We start from the raw sequence: 25711 nt of genomic DNA, 5'->3' as shown, positions 1-25711 counted from the left end.
GAGGCAACCCCATGGCCAAGAACCGCAACCAGAACCGCAGTCAGAAGCAGCAGTCGCCGGCTGAGCGCGGCGCCCAGCAGGCGCAGCAGGCGTCGATGGAGTCGCAGGCCGAGCAGCGCGCGAGCCAGGTCACCCCGGGTGACATGGCCCGCAAGGGCCGCCAGAAGCGTTTCGGCCACAACTGACGCTGCTGACGGCAAAGGGGCGCGCCCGTGACGACGGGCGCGCCCCTTGCGCGTGTTCGGCAGCCGGGTCGGCGGACCCGGCCGTTCGGAACCGGGTCCCGGATCGGGCTCAGCCGGCCAGGCAGGACGGGCCGAGCAGTACCTTCAGGTCGCCGAAGAGCGCCGGATCGGGCTGTACCCGGTGCCGGTCGAGCCGGAGCACGGTGGTCTTCCGGGGGCCCTGGAGCTTGATCCGCACCTCGGTGTTGCCCTTGTGGTGCTTGAGGATCTCGCCGAGCCTGCTGACCATCGGCGGGGTCACCTTGACCGTCGGGATGGTGAGGACGACCGGTGCGTTGGTCCCGGCGTTCGACAGGTCGGGGACCATCAGCTCCATGGCGACGAGACGGGGCACGTCCTCGCGCTTGTCGAGCCGGCCCTTGACGAAGACGACCGTGTCCTCGACGAGCTGGGTGGAGACCAGCTGGTACGTGGCCGGGAAGAACATGCACTCGATGGAGCCGGCCAGGTCCTCGACGGTGGCGATCGCCCAGGCGTTGCCCTGCTTGGTCATCTTGCGCTGGAGGCCGGAGATGATGCCGCCGATGGTGACGACCGCGCCGTCCGCGTGCTCGCCGCCGGTGAGCTGGGAGATCGCCGCGTCCGTCTTGTCGGAGAGGACGTGCTCGATGCCGAAGAGCGGGTGGTCGGAGACGTACAGGCCGAGCATCTCGCGCTCCTGGGCGAGCAGGTACGACTTCTCCCACTCGACGTCGGAGAACTCGACGTCCAGGCCGAAGCCGGGCTCGTCGCTCGTCTCGTCGCCCATCCCGCCGAAGAGGTCGAACTGTCCCTCGGCCTCCTTGCGCTTGACCGCCACCACGTTGTCGATCATGGGTTCGTGGTGGGCGACCAGGCCCTTGCGGGTGTGGCCCATCTCGTCGAAGGCGCCGGCCTTGATCAGGGACTCGACCGTGCGCTTGTTGCAGACGACTGCCTCGACCTTGTCGAGGAAGTCGGGGAAGGAGGAGTACTTCCCCTTCGCCTTGCGCGACTTGATGATCGACTCGACGACGTTGGTGCCGACGTTCCGGATGGCGGAGAGGCCGAAGAGGATCACGTCGTCGCCCTGGGCGGCGAAGTTCGACTCGGACTCGTTCACGTTGGGCGGCAGGACCTTGATGCCCATGCGGCGGCACTCGTTGAGGTAGACCGCAGACTTGTCCTTGTCGTCCTTCACCGAGGTGAGGAGGCCCGCCATGTACTCGGCGGGGTGGTTGGCCTTGAGGTAGGCGGTCCAGTAGGAGACCAGGCCGTACGCGGCGGAGTGCGCCTTGTTGAAGGCGTAGCCGGCGAAGGGGACCAGGACGTCCCAGAGGGCCTGGATGGCCTCGTCGCTGTAGCCGTTCTTCTTGGCGCCGGCCTGGAAGATGGTGAAGTTCTTCGCCAGCTCCTCGGGCTTCTTCTTGCCCATCACTCGGCGGAGGATGTCGGCCTCGCCGAGCGAGTAGCCGGCGATGATCTGGGCGGCCTTCTGCACCTGCTCCTGGTACACGATGAGGCCGTAGGTGACCGCGAGCACCTCTTCGAGCGGCTTCTCCAGCTCGGGGTGGATCGGGGTGATCTCCTGCTGGCCGTTCTTGCGCAGGGCGTAGTTCGTGTGCGAGTTCATGCCCATCGGGCCCGGCCGGTACAGGGCGGACACGGCGGAGATGTCTTCGAAGTTGTCGGGCTTCATCAGCCGCAGCAGCGAGCGCATGGGGCCGCCGTCGAACTGGAAGACGCCGAGGGTGTCACCGCGCTGGAGCAGTTCGAAGGTCTTCTGGTCGTCGAGCGGCAGCGCCAGGAGATCGATGTCGATCCCCTTGTTGGACTTCACCATCTTGACGGCGTCGTCCATGATCGTCAGGTTGCGCAGGCCGAGGAAGTCCATCTTCAGCAGGCCGAGGGACTCGCACTGCGGGTAGTCCCACTGCGTGATGGTGACGCCGTCGGTGTGCCGCACCCAGATCGGGGCGTGGTCGACGATCGGCTCGCTGGACATGATCACGCCGGCGGCGTGCACGCCCATCTGGCGGACCAGGCCCTCGACGCCCCGGGCGGTGTCGATGACCTTCTTGACGTCCGGCTCGTTCTCGTACATCGCGCGGATCTCGCCGGCCTCGCTGTAGCGGGGGTGCGAGGGGTCGGTGATGCCGTTGAGGTCGATGCCCTTGCCGAGGACGTCGGCGGGCATGGCCTTGGTGAGCCGGTCGCCCATGGCGTACGGGTAGCCGAGGACGCGCGCGGAGTCCTTGATGGCGTTCTTCGCCTTGATCTTTCCGTACGTGCCGATCATGGCGACCTTGTCGGCGCCGTACTTCTCGGTCACGTACCGGATCACCTCGACGCGCCTGCGCTCGTCGAAGTCGATGTCGACATCGGGCATCGAGATGCGCTCGGGGTTGAGGAAGCGCTCGAAGATCAGGCCGTGCGGGATGGGGTCGAGGTCGGTGATGCCCATGGCGTACGCGACGATCGAGCCGGCCGCGGAGCCTCGGCCGGGGCCGACGGCGATGCCCTGCTTCTTCGCCCACATGATGAAGTCGGCGACGACGAGGAAGTAGCCGGGGAAGCCCATCGAGATGATGGTGTCCATCTCGTACTCGGCCTGCTTGAGGCGGTCCTCGGGGATGCCCCCGGGGAAGCGCCGGTGCATGCCGCGCATGGTCTCCTCGCGGAACCAGGTGACCTCGGTGTAGCCCTCGGGGATGTCGAACTTCGGCATGAGGTTCTTGGCCTCGAACATGCCGGTGGTGTCGATCTGCTCCGCGACGAGCAGCGTGTTGCGGCAGCCCTCCTGCCAGGCGTCCGAGGAGTCGATGGCGTACATCTCGTCCGTGGACTTCAGGTAGTAGCCGGTGCCGTCGAACTTGAAGCGGTCCGGGTCCGAGAGGTTCTTGCCGGTCTGGATGCAGAGCAGGGCGTCGTGCGCGCCGGCCTCGTGCGCGTACGTGTAGTGCGAGTCGTTCGTGACCAGCGGCGGGATGCCGAGCTTCTTGCCGATCTCCAGGAGCCCGTCGCGGACCCGGTGCTCGATCTCGATGCCGTGGTCCATCAGCTCCAGGAAGTACCGGTCCTTGCCGAAGATGTCCTGGTACTCGGAGGCGGACTTCAGGGCCTCGTCGAACTGGCCGAGGCGCAGCCGGGTCTGCAGCTCGCCGGAGGGGCAGCCGGTGGAGGCGATCAGGCCCTCGGACCACTGGGAGATGGTCTCCTTGTCCATCCGGGGCCACTTCTGCAGCCAGCCCTCGGCGTACGCGTCGGAGGAGAGCTTGAAGAGGTTGTGGAGTCCGGTGGAGTTCGCCGCCCAGATCGTCTTGTGGGTGTAACCGCCGGAACCGGAGACGTCGTCCCGCTTCTGGTGCGGCTGGCCCCACTGGATCTTCCGCTTGTTGCGCCGGGACTCGGGCGCCACGTACGCCTCGATGCCGATGATCGGCGTGACCCCGGCCTTCTTCGCGCTGTGGAAGAAGTCGTACGCCCCGTGCAGGTTGCCGTGGTCGGACATGGCGATATGGGTCATGCCCATCTCGTTGCACGCGTTGAACATGTCCTTCAGCCGCGCGGCACCGTCCAGCAGCGAGTACTGGGTGTGGACGTGGAGGTGCGTGAAGGGCGGCTTGGTCACGGCGGGAGGCCTCCGGAAAACGCTGGGCGACAGGCTGCGGACAGTCTGGGGGGACAGCGTGGAAGTCTACGTCTCCGGTCTGACAGTCGCGGGGCACTCGGGGCTAAGGTCGCGCGTTGAGAGACACGGAACACCTGTCCGTATTGTCGTGAACATTCTCGCAGCACCCCGCACCAGGAGGCACCCTCGATGTCGGTCCCGCAGCCCACCGCAGCCCAGCGCGGTGAGCACATCCTCGCCGTCTTCGACACCGCCTTCGGCGAGCTCCTCGCCGCCGACCCCGCGGCCTTCCGCGTCAAGTTCCGGAAGATGGCCGGCTCCGCCTTCGCCTTCTACCGGGGAACGGCGTGCCTGTTCTACTCGGACCTGGAGCAGGAGGCGCACAGCGGGCCCTATGTGGACGAGCAGACCGGCCGGGTCTGGATCCACGGCGATCTCCACGCCGAGAACTTCGGCACGTACATGGACGCCAACGGCAGGCTCGTCTTCAACGTGAACGACTTCGACGAGGCGTACGTGGGCCCCTTCACCTGGGACCTCAAGCGGCTGTCCGCCTCGCTGGCCCTGATCGGCTACGCGAAGGCGCTCAGCGACGAGCAGATCACGGAGCTCGTCCGGATCTACGCGGGCGCGTACCGGGAGCGGATCCGTGCCCTCGCGACCGGCGCCAAGGGTGACGAGGTCCCCTCCTTCACCCTGGAGACCGCGGACGGGGCGCTGCTCGGCGCCCTGCGCGAGGCCCGGGCGCTGACCCGCTTCGAGCTGCTCGACTCGATGACCGAGATCCGCGACTTCGAGCGGCGCTTCTCGGCGGGCGCGGGCACGATCGAGCTGGACGCGGCCACCCGGTACAAGGTGCTGGCGGCCTTCGACGGCTACCTGGAGACCCTGCCGGAGTCCTCGCTCGCCCGCCCCGACTCGTACCGGGTGAAGGACGTCGTCGGGCGGCGCGGGATCGGCATCGGCTCGGCCGGCCTCCCCTCGTACAACATCCTCCTGGAGGGCAACAGCGACGCCCTGGAGAACGACGTCGTGATCTACATGAAGCAGGCGCAGACCCCGGCGGTCTCGCGGCACGTCACGGACGCGGCGGTACGGGAGTACTTCCAGCACGAGGGCCACCGCACCGTGATCTCGCAGCGGGCGCTCCAGGCGCACGCCGACCCGTGGCTGGGCTGGACGGAGCTGGACGGGGCGGGCCAGCTGGTCGCCGAGGTGTCGCCGTACTCGGTGGACCTGGACTGGTCGGACATCGACGACCCGCAGGACATCGCGGCCACCGTCGCCGACCTGGGCCGGGCGACGGCCACGATGCACGCGGCGGCGGACGACTCCAGCGGCCACTCCCTGGTCCCGTTCTCGACGGAGCGGGCGATCGACGCGGCGATCGCCGCCGACGAGGAGGGCTTCGCCGGGCTCCTGGTCGACTTCGCGCACGCGTACGGGGCGCGGGCGCGGGCGGACCACCAGATCTTCGTGGACCTGTTCCGCAACGGCCGGATCCCGGGGCTGTAGGAGAACGCACAGCTTGTCCTTAAGGACCCCTTACGGGCCCGCATGGGACACTCCACGACGATGGACATGGCAGGGACGCAGCTGAGGGCGCTGCGGGCGGCGTTCTTCACGGCGGTGGTCGTGACGCTGTCCGTGGCGTCCCACGTGCTGCTCTCCGGCGTGCCGCTGCCGCTCGGGACGGTCGTCCCGGTCGCGGTCGCCGTCTTCGCCGTGGCGTACGCGCTGGCCGGCCGCGAGCGCGGGTTCGGCCCGATCGCCGGGCTCCTCGTCCCCCTGGAGCTGGCCGCCGACACCCTCTTCACCAGCGGTCAGGCGGTCTGTTACGGCCCCGCCGGCGGCCCGGTCGCCGGTTCGCTGCGCACGGTCGGGGTGGACGTGTTCTGCGGCGGGTCCGTCGGCTCGCCGCTGCCCGGCGTGGTGACCCCGCAGAGCGGGGGCGCGGCAGCACTGCTCGACGCCCCCGACCCCGCGCTGCCCTGGCTGCTGCTCCTGGCCCATGTGGGCGTGGGGCTCTCGGCGGCCTGCTGGCTGCGCGGCGGGGAGCGGGCGCTCGCCCGGCTGCTCCGCGCGGTGGAGGCCTTCGCGTTCCGGCCGCTGCTGCTCGTGGCGGCCTTCTTCCGGGCCTCCGGTCCGGCGCCGCTGCGGGCCGGCCGGCCCGCCGGGCGGCCCCGGTCCTCCCGTGCCCGGCTCCTCGTGCACTCCGTCGGGCGGCGGGGGCCGCCGCGTCCGGTGCTCGCTCTCGTCTGAGCGGGCTCCGCGCCTCCCCCTGCCTTCCCCCTCTTCCACGGAGAACACGATCATGAGTGCACGCAACAGCCAGGCCAACAAGGCGGCCGCCCGCGAGCGGCTGCGCGAGGAGCGCGAGCGCCAGGCGAAGAAGGACCGGGCGCGCCGGCAGCTGATCGTCGGCGTCTCGGCCGCGGCCGTCCTGGCCGCCGCCGGCGGCATCGGCTTCGCGGTCGTCCAGTCGAACAAGCCGTCCCACTGGGAGTCGGTGGCCGACGCGAAGACCGTGACGGCGCCGAAGAACACCACGGGCACGGACGGCACGACCGTCGTCATCGGCAAGGACTCGGCGAAGAAGACGCTCGAGCTGTACGAGGACTCGCGCTGCCCGGTCTGCGCGACCTTCGAGCAGGGCGTGGGCTCCACGGTCGAGAAGGACGTCGAGGCCGGCAAGTACAAGATCAGGTACGTGGGCGCGACCTTCATCGACAACGGCATCCCGGGCGAGGGCTCGAAGAACGCCCTCTCGGCGCTCGGCGCCGCGCTGAACGTGAGCCCGGAGGCCTTCCTGAAGTACAAGGCTGCCCTCTACTCCACGAAGTTCCACCCGGAGGAGAAGGACGACAAGTTCGCCAAGGACTCCTACCTCCTGGAGGTGGCGGACTCGGTCCCGGCCCTCAAGGGCAACGCCGGGTTCAGGAAGAACGTCGAGGACGGCACCTTCGACGCGTGGGCCATGAAGATGTCGAAGGCCTTCGACGCCAGCGGGGTGCAGGGCACGCCGACGCTGAAGATGGACGGCAAGGTCGTCACGGTCGCGGGCACGGACAACCCGCCGGTGACGGTGGCCGATTTCAACACGGCGATCGACGCGGCCCTCAAGGCCTGACGCCCTTTCCACTCCCCCCGGCCCCGGACCCGTTCGGTCCGGGGCCGGGCTCTTCACCCGGCTCGGGCGTCCAGGGGGCGACGAGTCGGCGAACTTCCTGAATTCTCCTGCCCCTCGGGCGTACTCGTCAGTAATCTGACTGCCCGTGACCAGTCGTTTCATATCCCCCGCCCCCACGCGGCGCGCCGTCGTCAAGGCCGCCGCCGTCACCGCCGTCGCCACGCCCGCCCTGCTCGGCGCGGCCTCTCCGGCGCTCGCGGACACCGGGGCACCCGCCTTCCTCCACGGCGTCGCCTCCGGCGACCCGCTGCCCGACGGCGTCCTGCTCTGGACGCGCGTCACCCCCACCCCGGAGGCCGTGCCCGGCTCCGGCCTCGGCCCCGACGTCCAGGTCGGCTGGGAGCTCGCCGAGGACCGCTCCTTCGCCCGGGTCGTCGCCTCCGGCACCACCACGGCGAGCGCCGCCTCCGACCACACGGTGAAGGCCGACGTCCGGGGCCTGCGCCCGGCGACCGCCTACTGGTTCCGCTTCACCGCGGGCTCCGTCGTCTCCCCCGCCGCCCGCACCCGCACCGCACCGGCCGCCGACGCCGCCGCACCCGGTGTCCGCTTCGGCGTGGTCTCCTGTGCGAACTGGGAGTCCGGCCACTTCTCCGCGTACCGCCATCTCGCGTCCCGCTCCGACCTGGACGCGATCCTCCACCTCGGCGACTACATCTACGAGTACGCCACCGGCGCCTACCCCGAGGCGAAGTACGTCGTGCGGCAGCACGAGCCGGGCCACGAGATCGTCTCGCTCGCCGACTACCGGACCCGGCACGGGAAGTACAAGACGGACGCCGACCTCCAGGCGCTGCACGCGGCGCACCCGGTGATCGCGATCTGGGACGACCACGAGTTCGCCAACGACGCCTGGTCGGGCGGGGCCGAGAACCACACGCCCGGCACCGAGGGCGAGTGGGCGGCCCGGGTGGCCGCCGCGAAGCAGGCGTACTTCGAGTGGATGCCGGTCCGCACCTCCACGGAGGGCACGGTCTTCCGGCGGCTGCGCTTCGGCAAGCTGGCCGATCTGCATCTGCTCGACCTGCGTTCCTTCCGGTCGGCGCAGGCGAAGACGGGCAGCGGCACGGTCGACGACCCGGAGCGGAGCATCACCGGGCGGGCGCAGCTGGACTGGCTGAAGGCCGGCCTCGCGGGTTCGGACGCGACCTGGCAGCTGGTCGGCACCTCGGTGATGATCTCGCCGGTCGCCTTCGGCTCGCTGCCGGCGTACCTCCTGGAGCCGCTGGCCGAGCTGATGGGCCTGCCGACCGAGGGCATCGCGGTCAACGTGGACCAGTGGGACGGCTACACGGACGACCGCAAGGAGCTGCTCGCGCATCTGACCGCGCGGGCGATCAGGAACACGGTCTTCCTGACCGGCGACATCCACATGGCCTGGGCCAACGACGTGCCGGTGAAGGCCGCGACGTATCCGCTCTCGGCCTCGGCGGCGACCGAGTTCGTGGTCACCTCGGTGACCTCGGACAACCTGGACGACCTGCTGCACGTGGCGCCGGGCACGCTCTCGGTGGTGGCGGCGGGGGCCGTGAAGGCCGCCAACCGCCATGTGAAGTGGGTGGACATGGACCACCACGGCTACGGCGTGCTCGATGTGACGGCCGAGCGCTCGCAGATGGACTACTACACGGTCTCCGACAAGAAGGACCCGGCCGCGACGACGGCCTGGGCGCGTTCGTACCGGACGCTGAGCGGAACGCAGCGTGTCGAGCGGGTGTACCAGCCGGTGCTGTAACCGCCCTCGCGGGGGCGATTTTCAGCCATGATCTCTTCTGTTAACGGGAGATCACATCGCTACGGGGGGTGGTGGGTTCCGGAGATCGAATCCGGACACACCACCCGCCTCTGCCACCCCGCCCGTTACGCCCGCGTCTCAAACCCTGGAAGCGACGCAAGTTTTTCTTCCCGATGACCCGAATTGCCCGACGAATGATTGGGCCTGATCACTTCTCAACGGCGTGTGACATGGACGCGTAATCTCCGGGCGGTGGCGAGGAAGTCCCTCTCCAGAACCCCCCGCAAGGAGTCACCGTGCGTGCTCTTGTCCGCATATCGCCGCGTATGACACGTCGTCTGATGGGCACTGCCGTCCTGGCCGGAACCCTGGCCATCGCTCCGCTCTCCGCCCCCGTCGTCGCCGCCCCGGCCGGCGGCACGCTGGCCTCCGCCGAGAAGTGCGCGGACGGTACGTCGACGCTCTCCGCCGCCCGCAAGGCCAAGGGCAGCGCCACCGTGGCCGAGCCGGACGAGCTCACCGCCGCCCAGGCCAAGGCCATGGACGACGACCTGAAGAAGAAGGTCGCCGCCGCCTGGACCGACAGCCGCCTCAGCCCCTCCGTGGCCGAGGGCGCCACCGCGGTCTCGATCCCCGTCTACTTCCACGTCATCCACAGCGGTACGACGGGCAAGCTCACCGCCACCGACGTGAGCAACCAGCTGGCCGTCCTCAACGCCGCGTACGGCGGCCAGGGCACCGGCAACGTGAACTCGGGCTTCCAGTTCACGCTGGCCGCGACCGACTACACGGACAACGCCACCTGGTACAACCTGTCCTCCGGCTCGCAGGCCGAGAAGGACATGAAGACCACCCTGCGCAAGGGCGGCGCCAACGCGCTGAACATCTACACCGCCAACCTCGGCGGCGGCCTCCTCGGCTGGGCGACCTTCCCGTCCTCGTACAACTCCAGCCCGAACATGGACGGTGTCGTCATCCTCGACGCCTCCCTGCCCGGCGGCTCGGCGACCAACTACGCCGAGGGCGACACCGCCACCCACGAGGTCGGCCACTGGATGGGCCTGTACCACACCTTCCAGGGCGGCTGCAACGGCAACGGCGACTACGTCGCCGACACCCCGGCCGAGAAGAGCGCGGCCTACCAGTGCCCGACCGGCCGTGACTCGTGCGCCTCGAAGACCGGTGTGGACCCGATCCACAACTTCATGGACTACACGTACGACTCCTGCATGTACCAGTTCACCGCGGGCCAGGTGACCCGCATGAACGACTCCTGGACGGCGTACCGCGCCTGACGGATCGTCCGCGAACAGCGGTGTGGCCCCCGGGGAATCGACTCCCCGGGGGCCACACCCCTTTTCCGTACGCCCTGCGGACTTCCGTACGCCCTACAGGCTGTCGATGAAGGACAGCGCGACCGACCAGGTCCGCTCCGCCGCCTCCGCGTCGTAGTCCGGCAGCTCCGGGTCCGTGTAGATGTGCCCCGCGCCCCGGTAGCGGTAGACCTCCACGTCCGCCCCGGCCTTGCGCATCTGGAGGTACCAGGAGGACAGCCAGTCGTCCGTCTCGAACGGGTCCGGCTCGGCCACGTGCAGCTGCACCGGCAGCTCGTCCACCGCGGCCGACTCCGCGATGTCCGAGGTGCCGTGGAGCAGCAGCAGCCCGCGCGCCTTCTCGTCGCCGAGCGCCAGCGTCTGCGCGATCGAGGCCCCGAGCGAGAGACCCATGTAGACCAGGCCGCGCTCGGAGTACGGGGCGGCGGCCAGGACCGCACGCTTGAGCAGCTCGTCCTTGCCGATCTCGTCCCGGAGCGCCACGCCCTCCTCGACCGTCCCGACCGTCCGTCCGTCGTAGAGGTCCGGGGTCCAGACCTGGTGGCCGGCGGCCCGGAGCCGCTCGGCGGCCGCCTCGACGGAAGGGGTCAGCCCGTAGGCCGAGTGGAAGAGCATGATGTCCATGCGTCCCATCCTGCCACCCCCCGCGGACAGGCCCGGGACACCCGCCGCGGACGGGCCCGGGCCGCCCCGCGACCGACAGGCCGGGCCGTCAGCGCATGCTGCGCACGTCCAGGTGGCGCAGCACCCGGTCCACCACCTCGGGGTCGGCGCCCGGTTCGCTGCGGGCCGCCAGGACCTCGTGCCGGGCGGCCGACATCAGCTCCCGCTGGATCCGCTGGACGGCCTTGAACCGCTTCGTCCGCTCCATGAAGGCGGCCCGCCGCTCGTCGTCCACCATGTCCGGGCTGATCCGCGCCCCGATGTCGTACGCACCGCGCAGCAGCCGCTCCTGCACCTCCTCGGGCAGCTCCTCGACCTCCTCGATCTCCTTGAGCCTGCGCTTGGCGGCCTTCGCCGCCCGGATCGCGAGCTCCCGCTCCAGGGCCCGCTCGGCGTCCGTGTCGGCGCGCACCCCGAGCCGCTTCACCAGCCAGGGCAGGGTGAGGCCCTGGAGGACGAGTGTGGCGATGATCACACAGAAGGCGATGAAGACGATCTCGTCGCGGCCGGGGAAGGGCGCGTCGTCGTCGGTGCGGAACGGGATGGCCAGGGCGAGCGCGACCGAGGCCACCCCGCGCATCCCCGCCCACCACATGACGACCGTCTCCCGCCAGCTCATGGGGATCTCCTCGTCGACGTCCCGGAGCGTGTGCAGCTTCTTCGCCAGCCAGGTGGCGGGCAGCAGCCACAGGAGACGGACGCCGACGACCACGCCGACCACGGCGGCGCCCCAGCCGAGCATCTCCCAGCCTCGCCCCTCGGCGACCCCGAAGACGTGCACGAGCTCCAGGCCGATGAGACCGAAGGCGATGCCGGTGACGAGGGTGTCGACGATCTGCCAGAAGGTCTGCCCGGCGAGCCGGCCCATGACGTCGTCGGCGTCGGCCGCGTGCTCGGCCAGGAAGAGGGCGGTGACCAGGACGGCGAGGACGCCGGAGCCGTGCAGCTCCTCGGCGATCACATAGCTCACGAAGGGGACGAGGAGGGTGAGGCCGGTCTGCAGGGTGACGTCGCCGAGGAGGCCGATCAGCTTGTTGGAGAGCCAGCCGAGCGTCAGACCGACGATCACGGCGACCACGGCGGACAGCACGAACTCGCCGAGCGCCTCGGGCCAGGAGAAGGAGCCGCTGACGACGGCGGCGATCGCCACGTGGTAGAGCACGATCGCGGTGACGTCGTTGAAGAGCCCCTCGCCCTCCAGGATCGACACCAGCCGGCGGGGCAGCCCGAGCGAACCGGCCACGGCGGTCGCGGCGACCGGGTCCGGCGGCGCGACGAGGGCGCCGAGCGCCAGGGCGGCGGCGAGCGGAAGCCCCGGCACGAGCGCGTGCGCGACCGCGCCCACGGCGGCCGTGGTGACGAAGACCAGGGCCACCGCGAGCAGGAAGATGGGCCGTCTGTTGGCCGCGAACTGCCGCCAGGAGGTCCGCTGCACGGAGGCGTAGAGCAGCGGCGGCAGCACCAGCGGGAGGATGAACTCCGGCGGGATGTCGACGTTCGGCACGAAGGGCAGGAAGGCCAGCACGATGCCGATGAGGGTCATCAGGACGGGCGCGGGCAGCCCGAGCCGTTCGCCGAGGGGCACGGTGAGCAGGGCTCCGAGCAGTAGCAGGAACAGCAGGGCGAGCTGGTCCACGGTGTCCTCTCCAGGCGGGCGAAGATCGGAAGCCCTATCATAAAAGGGACATTCCAGCCACTCGCCAGGAGGATGTCATGTTGAAGCAGCACATCGGGCGCCGCGCGGCCGCCCTGGTGCTGGCCATTGCCGGCGTGCTCGGCGCCGGATCGGCCGCACTGGCGAACCCGTCGCCCCCGACCAACGGCGGAAACGGCGGCGGTCAGAGCGGTCAGTGCACCGGCCCCGTCGACGAGCGCCCGCACGGGTGCCACACCTTCAAGTGACCGCCACGACCACCCCACCCGGGCCGGCCGCACCGGCCCCCGGGTGTCCCCTCAGGGCCTGTCCTCCCGGACCGGCCCTTCACCACGTCCGCTACAGCACGCGCCGCATGGCCCGGTGCGGCATCCCCGCGTCCGGGAACTCCGGGCCGTACGCCTCGTAGCCGAGCCGCTCGTAGAAGCCCAGCGCATGGGTCTGCGCGTGCAGGTCGACCGCGCTGAGGCCACGCGCGCGGGCCGCGTCCTCGATGGCCCGCACGAGCGCCGCGCCGACCCCGAGACCGCGGGCGGCCTTGGTCACCGCGAGCCGCCCGAGGGAGCCCACGGAGGCGTCGCCGCCTGTCCTGCCGAGCGCGTCGGCCCCGTGCAGGAGCCGTCCGGTGCCCAGCGGGACGCCGTCCGCGCGGACCGCGAGCACGTGCACCGCCGTCTCGTCGTACGGGTCGTACTCCAGCTCGCGCGGGACGCCCTGCTCGTCGACGAAGACCTCGCGGCGCACCTCGAAGCAGGCGTCGCGGTCCTCGCCCGCCACGGCCTCACGGACGGAGTAGGCGGCGCTCACTGGCTCTCCGACGCGATCCGGTCGAGGGCCTTCTGCAGGTCCTCGGGGTAGGTGCTGGCGAACTCGACCCAGGACCCGTCGGCCGGGTGCTCGAAGCCGAGGCGGACGGCGTGCAGCCACTGCCGGGTCAGGCCGAGGCGCTTGGCGAGGGTCGGGTCGGCGCCGTAGGTGAGGTCGCCGACGCAGGGGTGGCGGTGGGCGGACATGTGCACCCGGATCTGGTGGGTGCGGCCCGTCTCCAGCTTGATGTCGAGCAGCGAGGCCGACCGGTACGCCTCGATGAGGTCGTAGTGCGTGACGGAGGGCTTGCCGTCGGCGGTGACCGCCCACTTGTAGTCGTGGTTCGGGTGGCGGCCGATCGGCGCGTCGATGGTGCCGCTCATCGGGTCCGGGTGGCCCTGGACCAGCGCGTTGTAGCGCTTGTCGACCACGCGCTCCTTGAACTGGCGCTTGAGCGACGTGTACGCGTACTCCGACTTCGCGACCACCATCAGACCGGAGGTGCCGACGTCGAGGCGGTGCACGATGCCCTGGCGCTCGGCGGCGCCGGAGGTGGAGATGCGGTACCCGGCGGCGGCGAGGCCGCCGATGACCGTGGTGCCGGTCCAGCCGGGGCTGGGGTGCGCGGCGACGCCGACCGGCTTCATGATCACGACGATGTCGTCGTCGTCGTGGATGATCTCCATGCCCTCGACGGGCTCGGCGACGACCTGCACCGGCGCGGCCGCGCCCGGCATCTCGACCTCGAGCCACGCGCCGCCGCTGACCCGCTCTGACTTGCCGACGACGGAGCCGTCGACCTGGACCTTCCCTGCGGCGGCCAGCTCGGCCGCCTTCGTACGGGAGAACCCGAACATACGGGCGATGGCGGCGTCGACGCGCTCGCCCTCCAGGCCATCGGGAACGGGCAGCGTGCGGATCTCGGGACTCGTGCTCACCCGTCGAGTATGCCTTGTGCCGGGAGTGCTCGGTCCTGTGTGCTCAGTCCTTGTGGACGGTGCCGTCCGGGTCCAGGCCCCGGAAGGACAGCAGCACGATCAGGATGCCGCCGCAGACGATCGCCGAGTCGGCGAGGTTGAAGACGGCGAAGTGCGCGGGGGCGATGAAGTCCACGACCGCGCCCTCGAAGACGCCCGGCGAGCGGAAGATCCGGTCCGTGAGGTTGCCCAGCGCGCCGCCGAGCAGCAGACCGAGCGCGATCGCCCAGGGCAGGCTGTAGAGCTTGCGCGCCAGGCGGATGATCACGACGATCACGGCGGCGGCGATGACGGTGAAGATGATCGTGAAGGCCTCGCCCATGCCGAAGGCGGCGCCCGGGTTCCGGATGGCGTCGAGCCGCAGGACGTCGCCGATCAGCCGGATCGGCTCGTGGCCCTCCAGCTTGGCGACGACCAGCATCTTGCTGCCGAGGTCGAGGAGATAGGCGAGCACGGCCACCACGAAGAGGGCGACGATCCGGCGCCTGCCCCTGGGCCGCTCCTCGGGAGCGGCCGTGCCGTCGGGAGCGGCCGTCTCGTCGGCCCCTGCTGAATCCGGCGTACCGATGATGCGCTCCGCCTCTGCCACGTGAGTGAGTCCCTCGACCTCGATGCCTGACCGTGCACCGAGGGTACGGCACAGGCGTACGAGACCGGCAGCCGAGATCGTCAGCCGCGCCGCTCCTGTCGCTGTTTGTCCTCGACGCAGAGCGTGGCCCGCGGGAAGGCCTGCATCCGCGCCTTGCCGATCGGCTTGCCGCACACCTCGCACAGGCCGTACGTGCCCGCGTCGAGCCGCTCAAGGGCGTGCTCGGTCTGCTCCAGCATCTCCCGGGCGTTCGCCGCGAGGGCCAGCTCGTGCTCGCGCGTGATGTTCTTGGTGCCGGTGTCGGCCTGGTCGTCCCCGGCGCCGTCGCCGGAGTCCCGCATCAGACCGGTCAGCTCCTCCTGGGAGTGGACGAGCTCGCTGCGGAGCCGCAGCACCTCCGCCTGGAGGCCGTTGCGGGCCTCCGCGACCTCCTCCGGCGTCCACGGGTCCTCGCCGGGACGCACCGCGAGCTCACCGGCCCGCGCCGGGGGCACCACCGCCTCGTCGCCGACGGTCGTGACGCCACCCGCGGTCTTCTTCGCTGCCACCGTCCTGGCTCCTGTCTGCTTCTTCGCGGCGGGCGCCTTCTTGGCTGCCGCCTTCTTCGCCACGGCCTTCTTGGCGGGCGTCTTCGGGGCGGGGGCGTCGCCGGCGGAGGCGTCGTCGACGGGATCCGCCGCACCGGCCTCCTTCGCGACGGCCTCCTTCGGGGCCGCGTCCGCGGCGGCCGTCTTCCGGGCCGCCGCCTTCTTCGCGACGGACTTCCTCGCGACCGGCTCCTTCGCGACCGCCTTCTTCGCGGCGGACTTCTTCGCGACCGTCCTGTTCGCGACCGTCTTCCTGGCCGGCGTCTTCTTCGCGACCGGTTTCCCGTCGACCGTCGACTTCTTGCCGGCCACGTCCTTGGCGGCCACGTCCTCGGCGACCCCGGTCGCACCGGCGGAACCGGCGACCGAGGTCTTCTTCGCGGCGGTCTTCTTCGCCACCATGTCGCGGCCCCTTCACATTTTGTGATCTTGCTCGCGAATCGTGCTGGGACGATAAATCGGCCCAAGGCCCGCGGCAACGGGGCACGCCGCCGTTCCCACCCGCCCCCGCTCCCCACGGGGCGGGCCTGCCTCCGTTGTGCCCAGCTCCCCGCCCGGTTATCCGTCCCAGCCCTCCCCCACATGGCCGCACGGGAAGTCCGGCCCGGCCCGTATGGCCATTCGGGTCACGCGAAAACCGGTCTGCCGCCTCCTCTCCGGCCCCTTACACTGGCCACAGCGAAAGGCTTGGATGGGGACGAGTAGCGTCGCAAGCAGCCATGAGCGACCCGGGGACGGTGAGAGCCCGGGGGCGAGCCCGATGTGAAGCATCACCCCGGAGCCGTCGGAAGAAAGCCGCACGACAGGGCGGTGACTAGAACCGGCGTCGCGACCCCAATGAGGGGGCTCAGGACGATCACGTCCGGGGCCAAGGAGGGTGGTACCGCGGGAGCAGCGCTCTCGTCCCTCCGACGGAAGAGAACCGTCCGCCGGAGGAAGATCGATGTCGCAGTACCGCCAGGTGCCCGCCCAGGTCGACCTGCCCGCGCTGGAGCACGACGTGCTCGATTTCTGGCGCGAGAGCAAGGTCTTCGCGAAGACCCTGGAGCAGTCCGAGGGCCGCCCCGAGTGGGTGTTCTACGAGGGTCCGCCCACCGCCAACGGCATGCCCGGCGCCCACCACATCGAGGCCCGCGTCTTCAAGGACGTGTTCCCCCGCTTCCGGACCATGCGCGGCTACCACGTGGCCCGCAAGGCCGGCTGGGACTGCCACGGCCTCCCGGTCGAGCTCGCCGTCGAGAAGGAGCTCGGCTTCTCCGGCAAGAAGGACATCGAGGCGTACGGCATCGCCGAGTTCAACGAGAAGTGCCGCGAGTCCGTGACCCGGCACACCGACGCCTTCGCCGAGCTCACGACCCGCATGGGCTACTGGGTCGACCTCGACGACGCGTACCGGACCATGGACCCCTCGTACATCGAGTCGGTCTGGTGGTCGCTCAAGCAGATCTTCGACAAGGACCTCCTGGTCCAGGACCACCGCGTCGCCCCCTGGTGCCCCCGCTGCGGCACCGGCCTCTCGGACCACGAGCTGGCGCAGGGCTACGAGACGGTCGTCGACCCCTCCGTGTACGTGCGCTTCCCGCTCACGTCCGGCCCGCTCGCGGGCAAGGCGGCGCTCCTGGTCTGGACGACGACCCCGTGGACCCTGGTGTCCAACACGGCCGTCGCCGCGCACCCCGAGGTGACGTACGTGGTCGCCACGGACGGCGACGAGCGGGTCGTCGTCGCCCAGCCGCTGGTCGAGAAGGCGCTCGGCGAGGGCTGGGTGACCACGGGCGAGTCCTTCACGGGCGCGGAGATGGAGCGCTGGACCTACCAGCGCCCCTTCGAGCTCGTGGAGTTCCCCGCCGAGGCGCACTACGTCGTCAACGCCGAGTACGTGACGACCGAGGACGGTACGGGTCTGGTCCACCAGTCCCCCGCCTTCGGTGAGGACGACCTCAAGGTCTGCAAGGCGTACGGCCTGCCGGTCGTGAACCCGGTCCGCCCCGACGGCACCTTCGAGGAGGACGTGCCGCTGGTCGGCGGCGTCTTCTTCAAGAAGGCCGACGAGGCGCTCACCGCCGACCTGGACGCGCGCGGCCTGCTCTTCAAGCACATCGCGTACGAGCACAGCTACCCGCACTGCTGGCGCTGCCACACGGCCCTGCTCTACTACGCGCAGCCGTCCTGGTACATCCGTACGACCGCGGTCAAGGACCGCATGCTCCAGGAGAACGAGAAGACCAACTGGTTCCCGGAGTCCGTCAAGCACGGCCGCTTCGGCGACTGGCTGACGAACAACGTCGACTGGGCGCTCTCCCGTAACCGCTACTGGGGCACCCCGCTGCCGATCTGGCGCTGCGAGGACGACCACCTGACCTGCGTGGGCTCGCGCGCCGAGCTCACCGAGCTCACGGGCACCGACCAGTCGGAGCTCGACCCGCACCGCCCGTTCATCGACGCGGTGACGTTCCCGTGCCCGAGCTGCTCGAAGACCGCCACGCGCGTGCCGGAGGTCATCGACGCCTGGTACGACTCGGGCTCCATGCCGTTCGCGCAGTACGGCTACCCGTACCAGAACAAGGAGCTCTTCGAGTCCCGCTACCCGGCGCAGTTCATCTCCGAGGCGATCGACCAGACCCGCGGCTGGTTCTACACGCTGATGGCGGTCGGCACGCTGGTCTTCGACAAGTCCTCGTACGAGAACGTGGTCTGCCTGGGCCACATCCTCGCCGAGGACGGCCGGAAGATGTCCAAGCACCTGGGCAACATCCTCCAGCCCATCCCGCTGATGGACCAGCACGGCGCCGACGCGGTCCGCTGGTTCATGGCGGCCGGCGGCTCCCCGTGGGCGGCGCGCCGCGTCGGCCACGGCACGATCCAGGAGGTCGTGCGCAAGACCCTCCTCACGTACTGGAACACGGTCGCCTTCCAGGCCCTGTACGCCCGTACGTCCGGCTGGGCGCCGAGCGCGGCGGACCCGGCGCCGGCCGACCGCACGGTCCTCGACCGCTGGCTGCTGTCCGAGCTGAACACGCTGGTCGCCGAGACCACCGAGGCGATGGAGTCGTACGACACCCAGCGCACCGGCAAGCTGATCTCGGCGTTCGTCGACGACCTGTCCAACTGGTACGTGCGCCGCTCGCGCCGCCGCTTCTGGCAGGGCGACGCGTCCGCGCTCCGCACGCTGCACGACGTCATCGAGACGGTCACCCGCCTGATGGCCCCGCTGACCCCGTTCATCACCGAGCGGGTCTGGCAGGACCTGGTCGTCCCGGTGAGCCCGGACGCCCCGGAGTCGGTCCACCTGGCCACCTGGCCGGACGCGGACTCGCGGCTCATCGACAAGGCCCTCTCCGAGCAGATGCTCCTGGTCCGCCGCCTGGTCGAGCTGGGCCGCGCCACCCGCGCCGAGTCCGGCGTGAAGACCCGCCAGCCGCTGTCCCGCGCGCTGGTCGCGGCGACGGGCTTCTCCGCCCTGTCGGAGGAGCTCCAGGCCCAGATCACGGAGGAGCTGAACGTCAGCTCCCTGGCGTCCCTCTCCGAGGTCGGCGGTTCGCTCGTCGACACCACGGCCAAGGCGAACTTCCGGGCCCTGGGCAAGCGCTTCGGCAAGGGAGTCCAGGACGTGGCGAAGGCGGTGGCCGCGGCCGACGCGGCGGCGCTCTCGCTGGCCCTGCGCTCGGGCGAGGCGACGCTCTCCGTGAACGGCGAGGAGATCACCGTCACCCCGGAGGAGATCATCATCACGGAGACCCCCCGTGAGGGCTGGTCGGTCGCCTCCGACGCGGGCGCGACGGTGGCCCTGGACCTGGAGATCACCCCGGAGCTCCGCCGGGCGGGCCTGGCCCGTGACGCGATCCGGCTGATCCAGGAGGCCCGCAAGAACAGCGGCCTGGACGTGGCGGACCGCATCGCGCTGCGGTGGTCGTCCACGTCTCCGGAGACGGTGGAGGCGCTGACGGTCCACGCGGCCCTGATCGCGGACGAGGTCCTGGCGACGGACTACGCGCAGGGTGAGGCCGACGCGACGTACGGCGCCGCCTTCGAGGACGAGTCCCTGACCCTCACGTTCCACCTCCGCAAGGCATAACCCCCTCCCCGAAGGGCCCGCCACCACCCCGGTGCCGGGCCCTTCGCGCTGCCCGCCTGTTGTGGGCAGGCGTTCCTCCCCCAGACTTCGTCCGGGAGGTGCCCCCAGGGCGGAACGGGTGGGCACAACGGAACGGCGCCCCTGCCGGCGCCAGAGGCTCCAGCGCCTGAACCCGCACCCCGTGCACCATCGCTCGTGGTGCGGGCCAGGGCGCGGAACGCGGAGGCGCCGCTGGAGGGCGCCGTCCCGTGTGCCCACCCGTCCCGCCCTGGGGGTCCCCCTGGACGGGAATCTGGGGGAGGGACGATTGCCCACACGGGCAGCGGGTGCGGGCCCCACAACGGCGGGTGGGCACGCCCCCCCCGGAACGCGTGCCCACAACGGGGCACGCCGAAGGGCCGGCTCCCGGGTGGGGAGCCGGCCCTTCGAGACTGCCGCCGACGGCTACGCGCTCAACACGCGTTGAACACGCCGCCTCAGTTGTCGTCCTCGTCGATCAGAAAGCCCCGCATGGGCGCCGGCGCCTGCTGCATCGGCTGAGGCGCCTGCGGCCGGACCGGAGCCATCGGCTGGGTCATCGCCGGGGACATCTGCTGCTGGCCGCCGTAGGACGGGGCACCGCCCATGGACGGCGCACCACCCATCGTGCCGTTGCCGCCGTAGGACGGCGCGCTCGCGCCCGCCGAGGCCATCGACGGGGCCGGCGGCAGCGAGGCCGTGGCCGGGGTGCGCGGCGGAGCCAGCGAGTCGTCCGCCTGGGTCTCCAGCTGACGCAGCTGGGACTCCAGGTAGGACTTCAGGCGCGTACGGTACTCGCGCTCGAAGCCGCGCAGGTCCTCGACCTTGCGCTCCAGCGTGGCGCGGGCGGACTCCAGGGAGCCCATCGCGACGCGGTGCTTCTCCTGCGCGTCCCGCTCAAGAGCGTCCGCCTTGGCGCGGGCGTCCCGCTCCAGGCCCTCGGCGCGGGAGCGCGCCTCGCCGACGATCTTGTTGGCCTCGGAGCGTGCCTCGGCGATCGCCTGGTCGGCGGTCTGCTGGGCGAGCGAGAGGACACGCGCGGCACTGTCGCCACCGGGACCCTGCTGCGGCTGCTGCATCTGCGGCTGCATCTGCTGCTGCGGGTGACCCATGGGGCCGCCCTGCATCGGGCCGGGACCCATCGGTCCGCCCTGCATCGGGCCGCCCTGCATCGGGCCGGGGCCCATGGGCCCGCCCTGCATGGGGCCGCCCTGCATCGGGCCGGCGGGAAGCGCGGGGGCACCGGACGGCAGCTGCGGCGGGCCCATCTGCGGCTGCTGCTGGGCCGGCGGTCCGGATATGGCGGCGGGCACCGGCGCGCCGGGACCGACGGGACGATCCTGCGGCTCCGGGGGCTTGCGCATGCCCTGCTGCTGGTTCTGCGCGGCGGCACGCGTCGCGGCGGCCAGCTTGGCGCGCAGGTCCTCGTTCTCGCGGAGCAGGCGGGTCAGTTCGGCTTCGACCTCGTCGAGGAAGGCATCGACCTCGTCCTCGTCATAGCCTTCTCGAAGGCGGACGGTCGTGAACTGCTTGTTCCGCACGTCCTCGGGGGTCAGCGGCATCTCTTCTTCACCTCTACGTAGTCGTCGGCAGTCGGCAAGACCGTATCGTCCACTCGTTCCTCCACCATCACCTCGCGAAGCTGCTCACGATGGAGATCAGGATGTAGACGATGATCATCAGAACGAAGAAGGACAGGTCGAGTGCCACGCCCCCGAGACGCAACGGCGGGATGAGTCGCCGCAGAAGCTTGAGCGGTGGATCGGTGACAGTGTAGGTGGCCTCAAGGACAACCACCATCGCCTTACCGGGTTGCCATGAACGGGCGAACTGGAAGACGTAGTCCATGACAAGCCGGACGATCAGGAGGACGAGGAAGCACATCAGCACGATGTAGACCACCTGTAGTGCGACGCCCATCCCGCGTTTCCCTCTCCCCTGGCTTTCGTGCTCTCGCTTGTCCGGCCGCTTCGCGACCGGTCCGTCCGGTTCTCTGTTCTCAGCTCTGGTTGAAGAATCCGCCCTCTGCGATCCGGGCCTTGTCCTCCGCCGTGACATCGACGTTAGCAGGCGACAACAGGAACACCTTCTGCGTCACGCGCTCAATGCTGCCATGGAGCCCGAAGACGAGTCCGGCGGCAAAGTCGACAAGTCGCTTCGCGTCCGTGTCGTCCATCTCCGTGAGGTTCATGATCACCGGGGTGCCCTCACGGAAGTGTTCCCCGATGGTACGGGCCTCGTTGTAGGTCCGCGGGTGCAGCGTGGTGATGCGGTACGGCTCCCGCTCGGACACGACCTTGGGCATGATCACCGGTGCGTTCTTCTCCAGGCTCGGACGTTCGGGTGTGATGGATGCCACGGGGGCAATTCGGGCCGGACGTCCGCTTTCGGCGAGTACCGGGACAGAATGGGCAATCGGCTCCCGGGGAGCCGGGGGCTGCACCACTCGCACCGGCTCCTCGCGCTCCACCTGACGCGGGGGGGTGTGGCGCCGGTCGCGCTCGGGCTCCGGCTCCAGCTCGGGTTCGAAGTCGTCGTCGGGGTCGAAGCCCCGGCCGTCGTACCCATCGTCCTCCACGAGGCCGAGGTAGACCGCCATCTTGCGCATCGCGCCGGCCATTCTCTGAGTCCTCCGCTCTGTGGTGGATCGGCCTTGTCACCAAGTGCCGGCGATCCACGGGCCACCCCGCCGTTCTGCGGAATGACCATATTTTCTGCTGTGGTCCGACTTGCTTCGCGACGTTACCCGAGCTTCGGGCGGACACCGAGTACCGCCGTACCGACGCGTACGTGTGTCGCCCCGGCAGCGACGGCCTCCTCGAGGTCCGCGCTCATCCCTGCCGACACCATGTTCGCAGCCGGACGAGTCGCGCGCAGGACAGTCGACAAATCCATCAGCCGGTCGAAAGCGGCGCGTTGCCGCCCGGCGTACTCCCCGGCGAGCGGGGCGACGGTCATGAGACCGGCGAGTCGCAGTCCGGGCGCGGCGTCCACGGCCGCGGCCAACTCCTCGATCCCGTCCGGCGCGACGCCGCCGCGGTCGCCCCGCTCGCCGGATTCGGCGTCGAGCGCGACCTGGATCAGACAGCCGAGCTCGCGGCCCTCCTTCTCCGCGGCAGCGGACAGGGCGGAAACGAGCTTCAAGCGGTCGACAGACTGCACCACATCGGCATAACCCACCACGGATCTGACCTTGTTGGTCTGCAACTGGCCCACGAAGTGCCAGGTCAGATCGAGGTCGGCACAGGCGGCGGCCTTCGGCGCGGCGTCCTGGTCCCGGTTCTCGGCGACGTGTCGCACCCCGAGCTCGTGCAGGAGTCTGACGTCGCTCGCGGGGTAGGTCTTGGTGACCACGATCAGGGTCACCTCCTCCCGCGCGCGCCCGGCGGCGGCGCACGCGGCGGCGATGCGCTCCTCCACCTGGGCCAGGTTCGCGGCGAGTTCCGACTTGCGGTCCGTCATGTCTCTTCTCACAACCAGACATATCCCGCGAGTCGCCCCGTGGTGCGATCGCGGCGGTACGAGTAGTGGTCGGGCGATTCCAGGGTGCAGACCCCGGCGTCCGCGATGTCCAGGACCCCGAGCCGCTCCAACTGCGCGCGCACTCCGGCGGCGACGTCGACGGCGGGGGTGCCCCAGGAGGTCTCGGCGTGCGCGGCCGGTTCGACGGCCGCGACCTCGGCGCGCATCGCCTCGGGCACTTCGTAGCAGCGGCCGCAGACGGCGGGGCCGGTGCGGGCGACGATCCGGGCGGGCTCGGCGCCGAGCTTCGCCATCGCCTCGACGGCGGCGGGGACGACTCCGGCGACCATCCCGGGCCGCCCGGCGTGGGCGGCGGCCGCGACTCCGGCGACCGGATCGGCGAGGAGGACGGGGACGCAGTCCGCGGTGAGGACGGCGAGGGCGAGTCCGGGGCGGGCGGTGACGATCGCGTCGACGGACGGGATCACCGTGTCCTCCCACGGTCCGTCGACCTCGGCGACGTCGGCGCCGTGGACCTGGTTCATCCAGACCACCCGCGCCGGGTCGAGCCCGAGGGCCCCGGCGGCGGCCGCCCGGTTGGCGAGGACGGCCGCGGGCTCGTCCCCGACGGCTCCGCCGAGGTTGAGCTCCTCGTACGGAACGGCGCTCACCCCGCCCCACCGGTCGGTGAAGGCGAAGTGCGCGCCGTTCGCGTCGAAGCGATGTCCTATCACTTCAGGAAGTCCGGGACGTCCAGCTCCTCGGCCTGGCTGTCCGCGTACGGACGGGCCGGCGGGACGACCGGCGGGACCTGCGCCAGCGGGGTCTCGTTGACGACCGGGGCGGGCTCGACCGGGACCGGGGCCGGCTCCTCGCGCGGGGCGACCGTGCCGAGGCCGCCCAGCGGGCGGGGGGTCTCGGTGATGCGGGGGGCCGGGGCCGGCTCCTCGCGCTTGGCCGAGACCGAGCCGATGATGTTGTCCCGGCGGGCCGGCGGCTGGCCGCCGTCGAAGCCGGCCGCGATGACGGTGACCCGGACCTCGTCGCCGAGGGCGTCGTCGATGACGGCGCCGAAGATGATGTTGGCCTCGGGGTGGGCCGCCTCGCTGACCAGCTGCGCGGCCTCGTTGATCTCGAAGAGACCGAGGTCGCTGCCGCCGGAGATGGAGAGCAGCACGCCGCGGGCGCCGTCGATGGAGGCCTCCAGGAGCGGCGAGGAGATCGCCATCTCGGCCGCCGCCACCGCGCGGTCGTCGCCGCGGGCGGAGCCGATGCCCATGAGCGCCGAACCGGCCTCGGACATGACCGACTTGACGTCGGCGAAGTCGAGGTTGATCAGACCCGGGGTGGTGATGAGGTCGGTGATGCCCTGGACACCGCTCAGGAGGACCTGGTCGGCCGACTTGAAGGCGTCGAGCACGGAGACCTGGCGGTCCGAGATCGAGAGCAGCCGGTCGTTGGGGATGACGATGAGGGTGTCGACCTCTTCGCGGAGCTCGGCGATGCCGTCCTCCGCCTGGTTGGCGCGACGGCGGCCCTCGAAGGTGAACGGCCGGGTGACCACACCGATCGTCAGGGCGCCGAGCGAGCGCGCGATGTTGGCGACGACGGGCGCGCCGCCGGTGCCGGTGCCGCCGCCCTCGCCGGCGGTCACGAAGACCATGTCGGCCCCCTTGAGGACCTCCTCGATCTCCTCGCGGTGGTCCTCTGCCGCCTTGCGACCGACGGCCGGGTTGGCCCCGGCGCCGAGGCCGCGGGTCAGTTCACGGCCGACGTCGAGCTTGACGTCGGCGTCGCTCATCAACAGCGCTTGCGCGTCGGTGTTGATGGCGATGAACTCGACGCCCTTGAGACCGACCTCGATCATTCGGTTGATGGCATTGACACCACCGCCGCCGACACCGATGACCTTGATGACTGCGAGGTAGTTCTGCGGTGCTGCCACGTCGAAGGCCTCTCGCCTCGAGTTACGTGTCGTCGCTGCGCGGTTGGTCGCGCCGCTCCGACGGATGCCGATTGGGACGGTCCGAAACGCCGACCCGAACCCTAACGTTGAAGTTTAGGGTTACCAGTGTCTCTGTTCGCTGGACTCTTCCGAACAGGACACTAAGTCGACAAGTGGCGCACGTTCAACGAACACGCCGAACCTCCCGTTTTTCTTTTCACCCTATGTGATCACCCGTAGCGATGGCCAACCAGGGTGCTGGCCAGCGGAGATGCCCGTCAACTTCCGGACGAGGCGGGGGCCGTGGGGGCACTTACATCGAAGTGCCCCGCTTTGGGAGTGGCCTTCATGAGGGCGGTCAGCACCCGGGCCTTGACCGGGCCGTGCTCACCGCTGCCCCAGAAGACCGTTCGGCCCCTGGTCAGCTCCAGAGTGACGGAGTCGTACGAGGTGATGCGTACGACACGAGCGTCCCGGGCGATTTCCGCCGGGAGTTCACCCCGGACGCGGACCGCCTCCAGGAGCAACCGGTCCGCGTCGAAGCGGCGCAGGCTCGGCGAGGAGGCGCTGTCGAGGACGAGGAGGGGGACGCCGTGGGGAGCGGTGTCGACGGTGGCGAACCGCAGCCCCGTCGCGTCCACTTCGGTGAACTTTCCACCCTTTTCGACAAGAAGAACGGGCTTCCGTTCCGTCACTTTCAGCCCGATTCCGTGCGGCCATGACCGCACGACCTCGATCGACTCGATCCGCGGCAGCTTCTGCCGGAGCCGGGCCTCGATCGCGTCCGTGTCGACGGTGACGAGCGGGGCGCCCATCGGGACGGCGGCGACGGCCTCGACCT

22 protein-coding genes are annotated in these 25711 nt (G+C 70.4%); 8 read left to right on the top strand and 14 right to left on the bottom strand.

Going from position 1 to position 25711, the window contains the following annotated elements:
• The first annotated feature begins 11 nt into the window (after nt 1-11).
• Nucleotides 12-185, top strand: a complete 174-nt coding sequence (locus ABT041_RS07935) for a hypothetical protein (RefSeq protein WP_351180723.1) — start codon at nt 12-14, stop codon at nt 183-185.
• 109 nt (nt 186-294) lie between these two features.
• Here ABT041_RS07935 and dnaE read toward each other — a convergent pair whose 3' ends face one another.
• Nucleotides 295-3834 carry a DNA polymerase III subunit alpha gene (gene dnaE, locus ABT041_RS07930; RefSeq protein WP_351180721.1) on the bottom strand — a complete coding sequence of 1180 codons (3540 nt, stop codon included), beginning with the start codon at nt 3832-3834 and terminating at the stop codon, nt 295-297.
• A 189-nt stretch (nt 3835-4023) separates the two neighbouring features.
• Between dnaE and ABT041_RS07925 the strand changes: the two genes are divergently transcribed.
• From ABT041_RS07925 to ABT041_RS07905, 5 genes are all read left to right on the top strand, one after another.
• A complete protein-coding gene (locus ABT041_RS07925; RefSeq protein WP_351180718.1) occupies nt 4024-5349 on the top strand; it encodes a DUF2252 domain-containing protein in 1326 nt (441 codons plus the stop codon).
• A 60-nt stretch (nt 5350-5409) separates the two neighbouring features.
• A complete protein-coding gene (locus tag ABT041_RS07920) occupies nt 5410-6096 on the top strand; it encodes a hypothetical protein (RefSeq protein ID WP_351180715.1) in 687 nt (228 codons plus the stop codon).
• Nucleotides 6097-6148: 52 nt separating this feature from the next.
• Complete coding sequence (locus tag ABT041_RS07915; protein WP_351180712.1) at nt 6149-6964, top strand: thioredoxin domain-containing protein; 816 nt, start codon at nt 6149-6151, stop codon at nt 6962-6964.
• A 145-nt stretch (nt 6965-7109) separates the two neighbouring features.
• Nucleotides 7110-8759: an alkaline phosphatase D family protein gene (locus ABT041_RS07910; RefSeq protein ID WP_351180709.1), complete on the top strand. Its 1650-nt coding sequence runs from the start codon at nt 7110-7112 to the stop codon at nt 8757-8759.
• 341 nt (nt 8760-9100) lie between these two features.
• On the top strand, nt 9101-10054 hold the full coding sequence (locus ABT041_RS07905) for a zinc metalloprotease (protein WP_351180706.1): 954 nt from the start codon (nt 9101-9103) through the stop codon (nt 10052-10054).
• 93 nt (nt 10055-10147) lie between these two features.
• On the opposite strand, the gene ABT041_RS07900 is transcribed toward ABT041_RS07905, so the two are convergent.
• Nucleotides 10148-10717, bottom strand: coding sequence for a dienelactone hydrolase family protein (locus ABT041_RS07900; RefSeq protein WP_351180703.1), 570 nt, complete (start codon nt 10715-10717; stop codon nt 10148-10150).
• An 88-nt stretch (nt 10718-10805) separates the two neighbouring features.
• A complete protein-coding gene (locus tag ABT041_RS07895) occupies nt 10806-12392 on the bottom strand; it encodes a Na+/H+ antiporter (RefSeq protein WP_351180700.1) in 1587 nt (528 codons plus the stop codon).
• A 77-nt stretch (nt 12393-12469) separates the two neighbouring features.
• On the opposite strand from ABT041_RS07895, the gene ABT041_RS07890 reads away from it, so the two are divergent.
• Nucleotides 12470-12658, top strand: a complete 189-nt coding sequence (locus tag ABT041_RS07890) for a hypothetical protein (protein ID WP_351180697.1) — start codon at nt 12470-12472, stop codon at nt 12656-12658.
• A 91-nt stretch (nt 12659-12749) separates the two neighbouring features.
• On the opposite strand, the gene ABT041_RS07885 is transcribed toward ABT041_RS07890, so the two are convergent.
• From ABT041_RS07885 to ABT041_RS07870, 4 genes are all read right to left on the bottom strand, one after another.
• On the bottom strand, nt 12750-13217 hold the full coding sequence (locus tag ABT041_RS07885) for a GNAT family N-acetyltransferase (protein WP_351180694.1): 468 nt from the start codon (nt 13215-13217) through the stop codon (nt 12750-12752).
• Nucleotides 13214-14155 carry an RluA family pseudouridine synthase gene (locus ABT041_RS07880; protein WP_351180691.1) on the bottom strand — a complete coding sequence of 314 codons (942 nt, stop codon included), beginning with the start codon at nt 14153-14155 and terminating at the stop codon, nt 13214-13216. The genes ABT041_RS07885 and ABT041_RS07880 overlap by 4 nt, the downstream gene beginning before the upstream one ends.
• Nucleotides 14156-14198: 43 nt before the next feature.
• Nucleotides 14199-14783, bottom strand: a complete 585-nt coding sequence (gene lspA / locus ABT041_RS07875) for a signal peptidase II (RefSeq protein ID WP_351180688.1) — start codon at nt 14781-14783, stop codon at nt 14199-14201.
• A gap of 80 nt (nt 14784-14863) precedes the next feature.
• Nucleotides 14864-15772, bottom strand: coding sequence for a TraR/DksA family transcriptional regulator (locus tag ABT041_RS07870; protein WP_351180685.1), 909 nt, complete (start codon nt 15770-15772; stop codon nt 14864-14866).
• Nucleotides 15773-16313: 541 nt separating this feature from the next.
• Between ABT041_RS07870 and ileS the strand changes: the two genes are divergently transcribed.
• Nucleotides 16314-19445 carry an isoleucine--tRNA ligase gene (ileS, locus tag ABT041_RS07865; protein ID WP_351180682.1) on the top strand — a complete coding sequence of 1044 codons (3132 nt, stop codon included), beginning with the start codon at nt 16314-16316 and terminating at the stop codon, nt 19443-19445.
• 476 nt (nt 19446-19921) lie between these two features.
• On the opposite strand, the gene ABT041_RS07860 is transcribed toward ileS, so the two are convergent.
• The 7 genes from ABT041_RS07860 to ABT041_RS07830 form a co-directional block, all read right to left on the bottom strand.
• The gene (locus ABT041_RS07860; RefSeq protein ID WP_351180679.1) at nt 19922-21025 is read right to left on the bottom strand and encodes a DivIVA domain-containing protein; all 1104 of its coding nucleotides are present in this window, start codon (nt 21023-21025) and stop codon (nt 19922-19924) included.
• 67 nt (nt 21026-21092) lie between these two features.
• Nucleotides 21093-21383, bottom strand: coding sequence for a YggT family protein (locus ABT041_RS07855; protein WP_017238790.1), 291 nt, complete (start codon nt 21381-21383; stop codon nt 21093-21095).
• Between the two features lie 79 nt (nt 21384-21462).
• Nucleotides 21463-22083 (bottom strand): cell division protein SepF, encoded by a 621-nt coding sequence (locus ABT041_RS07850; protein ID WP_030693462.1) that lies wholly within the window; start codon nt 22081-22083, stop codon nt 21463-21465.
• 122 nt (nt 22084-22205) lie between these two features.
• The gene (locus ABT041_RS07845) at nt 22206-22925 is read right to left on the bottom strand and encodes a YggS family pyridoxal phosphate-dependent enzyme (RefSeq protein WP_351180675.1); all 720 of its coding nucleotides are present in this window, start codon (nt 22923-22925) and stop codon (nt 22206-22208) included.
• Nucleotides 22926-22933: 8 nt separating this feature from the next.
• Complete coding sequence (pgeF, locus tag ABT041_RS07840; RefSeq protein WP_351180673.1) at nt 22934-23659, bottom strand: peptidoglycan editing factor PgeF; 726 nt, start codon at nt 23657-23659, stop codon at nt 22934-22936.
• Nucleotides 23656-24870 carry a cell division protein FtsZ gene (gene ftsZ / locus ABT041_RS07835; RefSeq protein WP_351180670.1) on the bottom strand — a complete coding sequence of 405 codons (1215 nt, stop codon included), beginning with the start codon at nt 24868-24870 and terminating at the stop codon, nt 23656-23658. The genes pgeF and ftsZ overlap by 4 nt, the downstream gene beginning before the upstream one ends.
• A 278-nt stretch (nt 24871-25148) precedes the next feature.
• On the bottom strand, nt 25149-25711 hold a 563-nt coding region (locus tag ABT041_RS07830; RefSeq protein ID WP_351180667.1), incomplete at its 5' end, for a cell division protein FtsQ/DivIB.

It is taken from the genome of Streptomyces sp. NPDC002825 (genome assembly GCF_040295385.1).
Lineage (GTDB): Bacteria > Actinomycetota > Actinomycetes > Streptomycetales > Streptomycetaceae > Streptomyces.
This window is presented reverse-complemented; position numbering and strand designations above follow the sequence as displayed.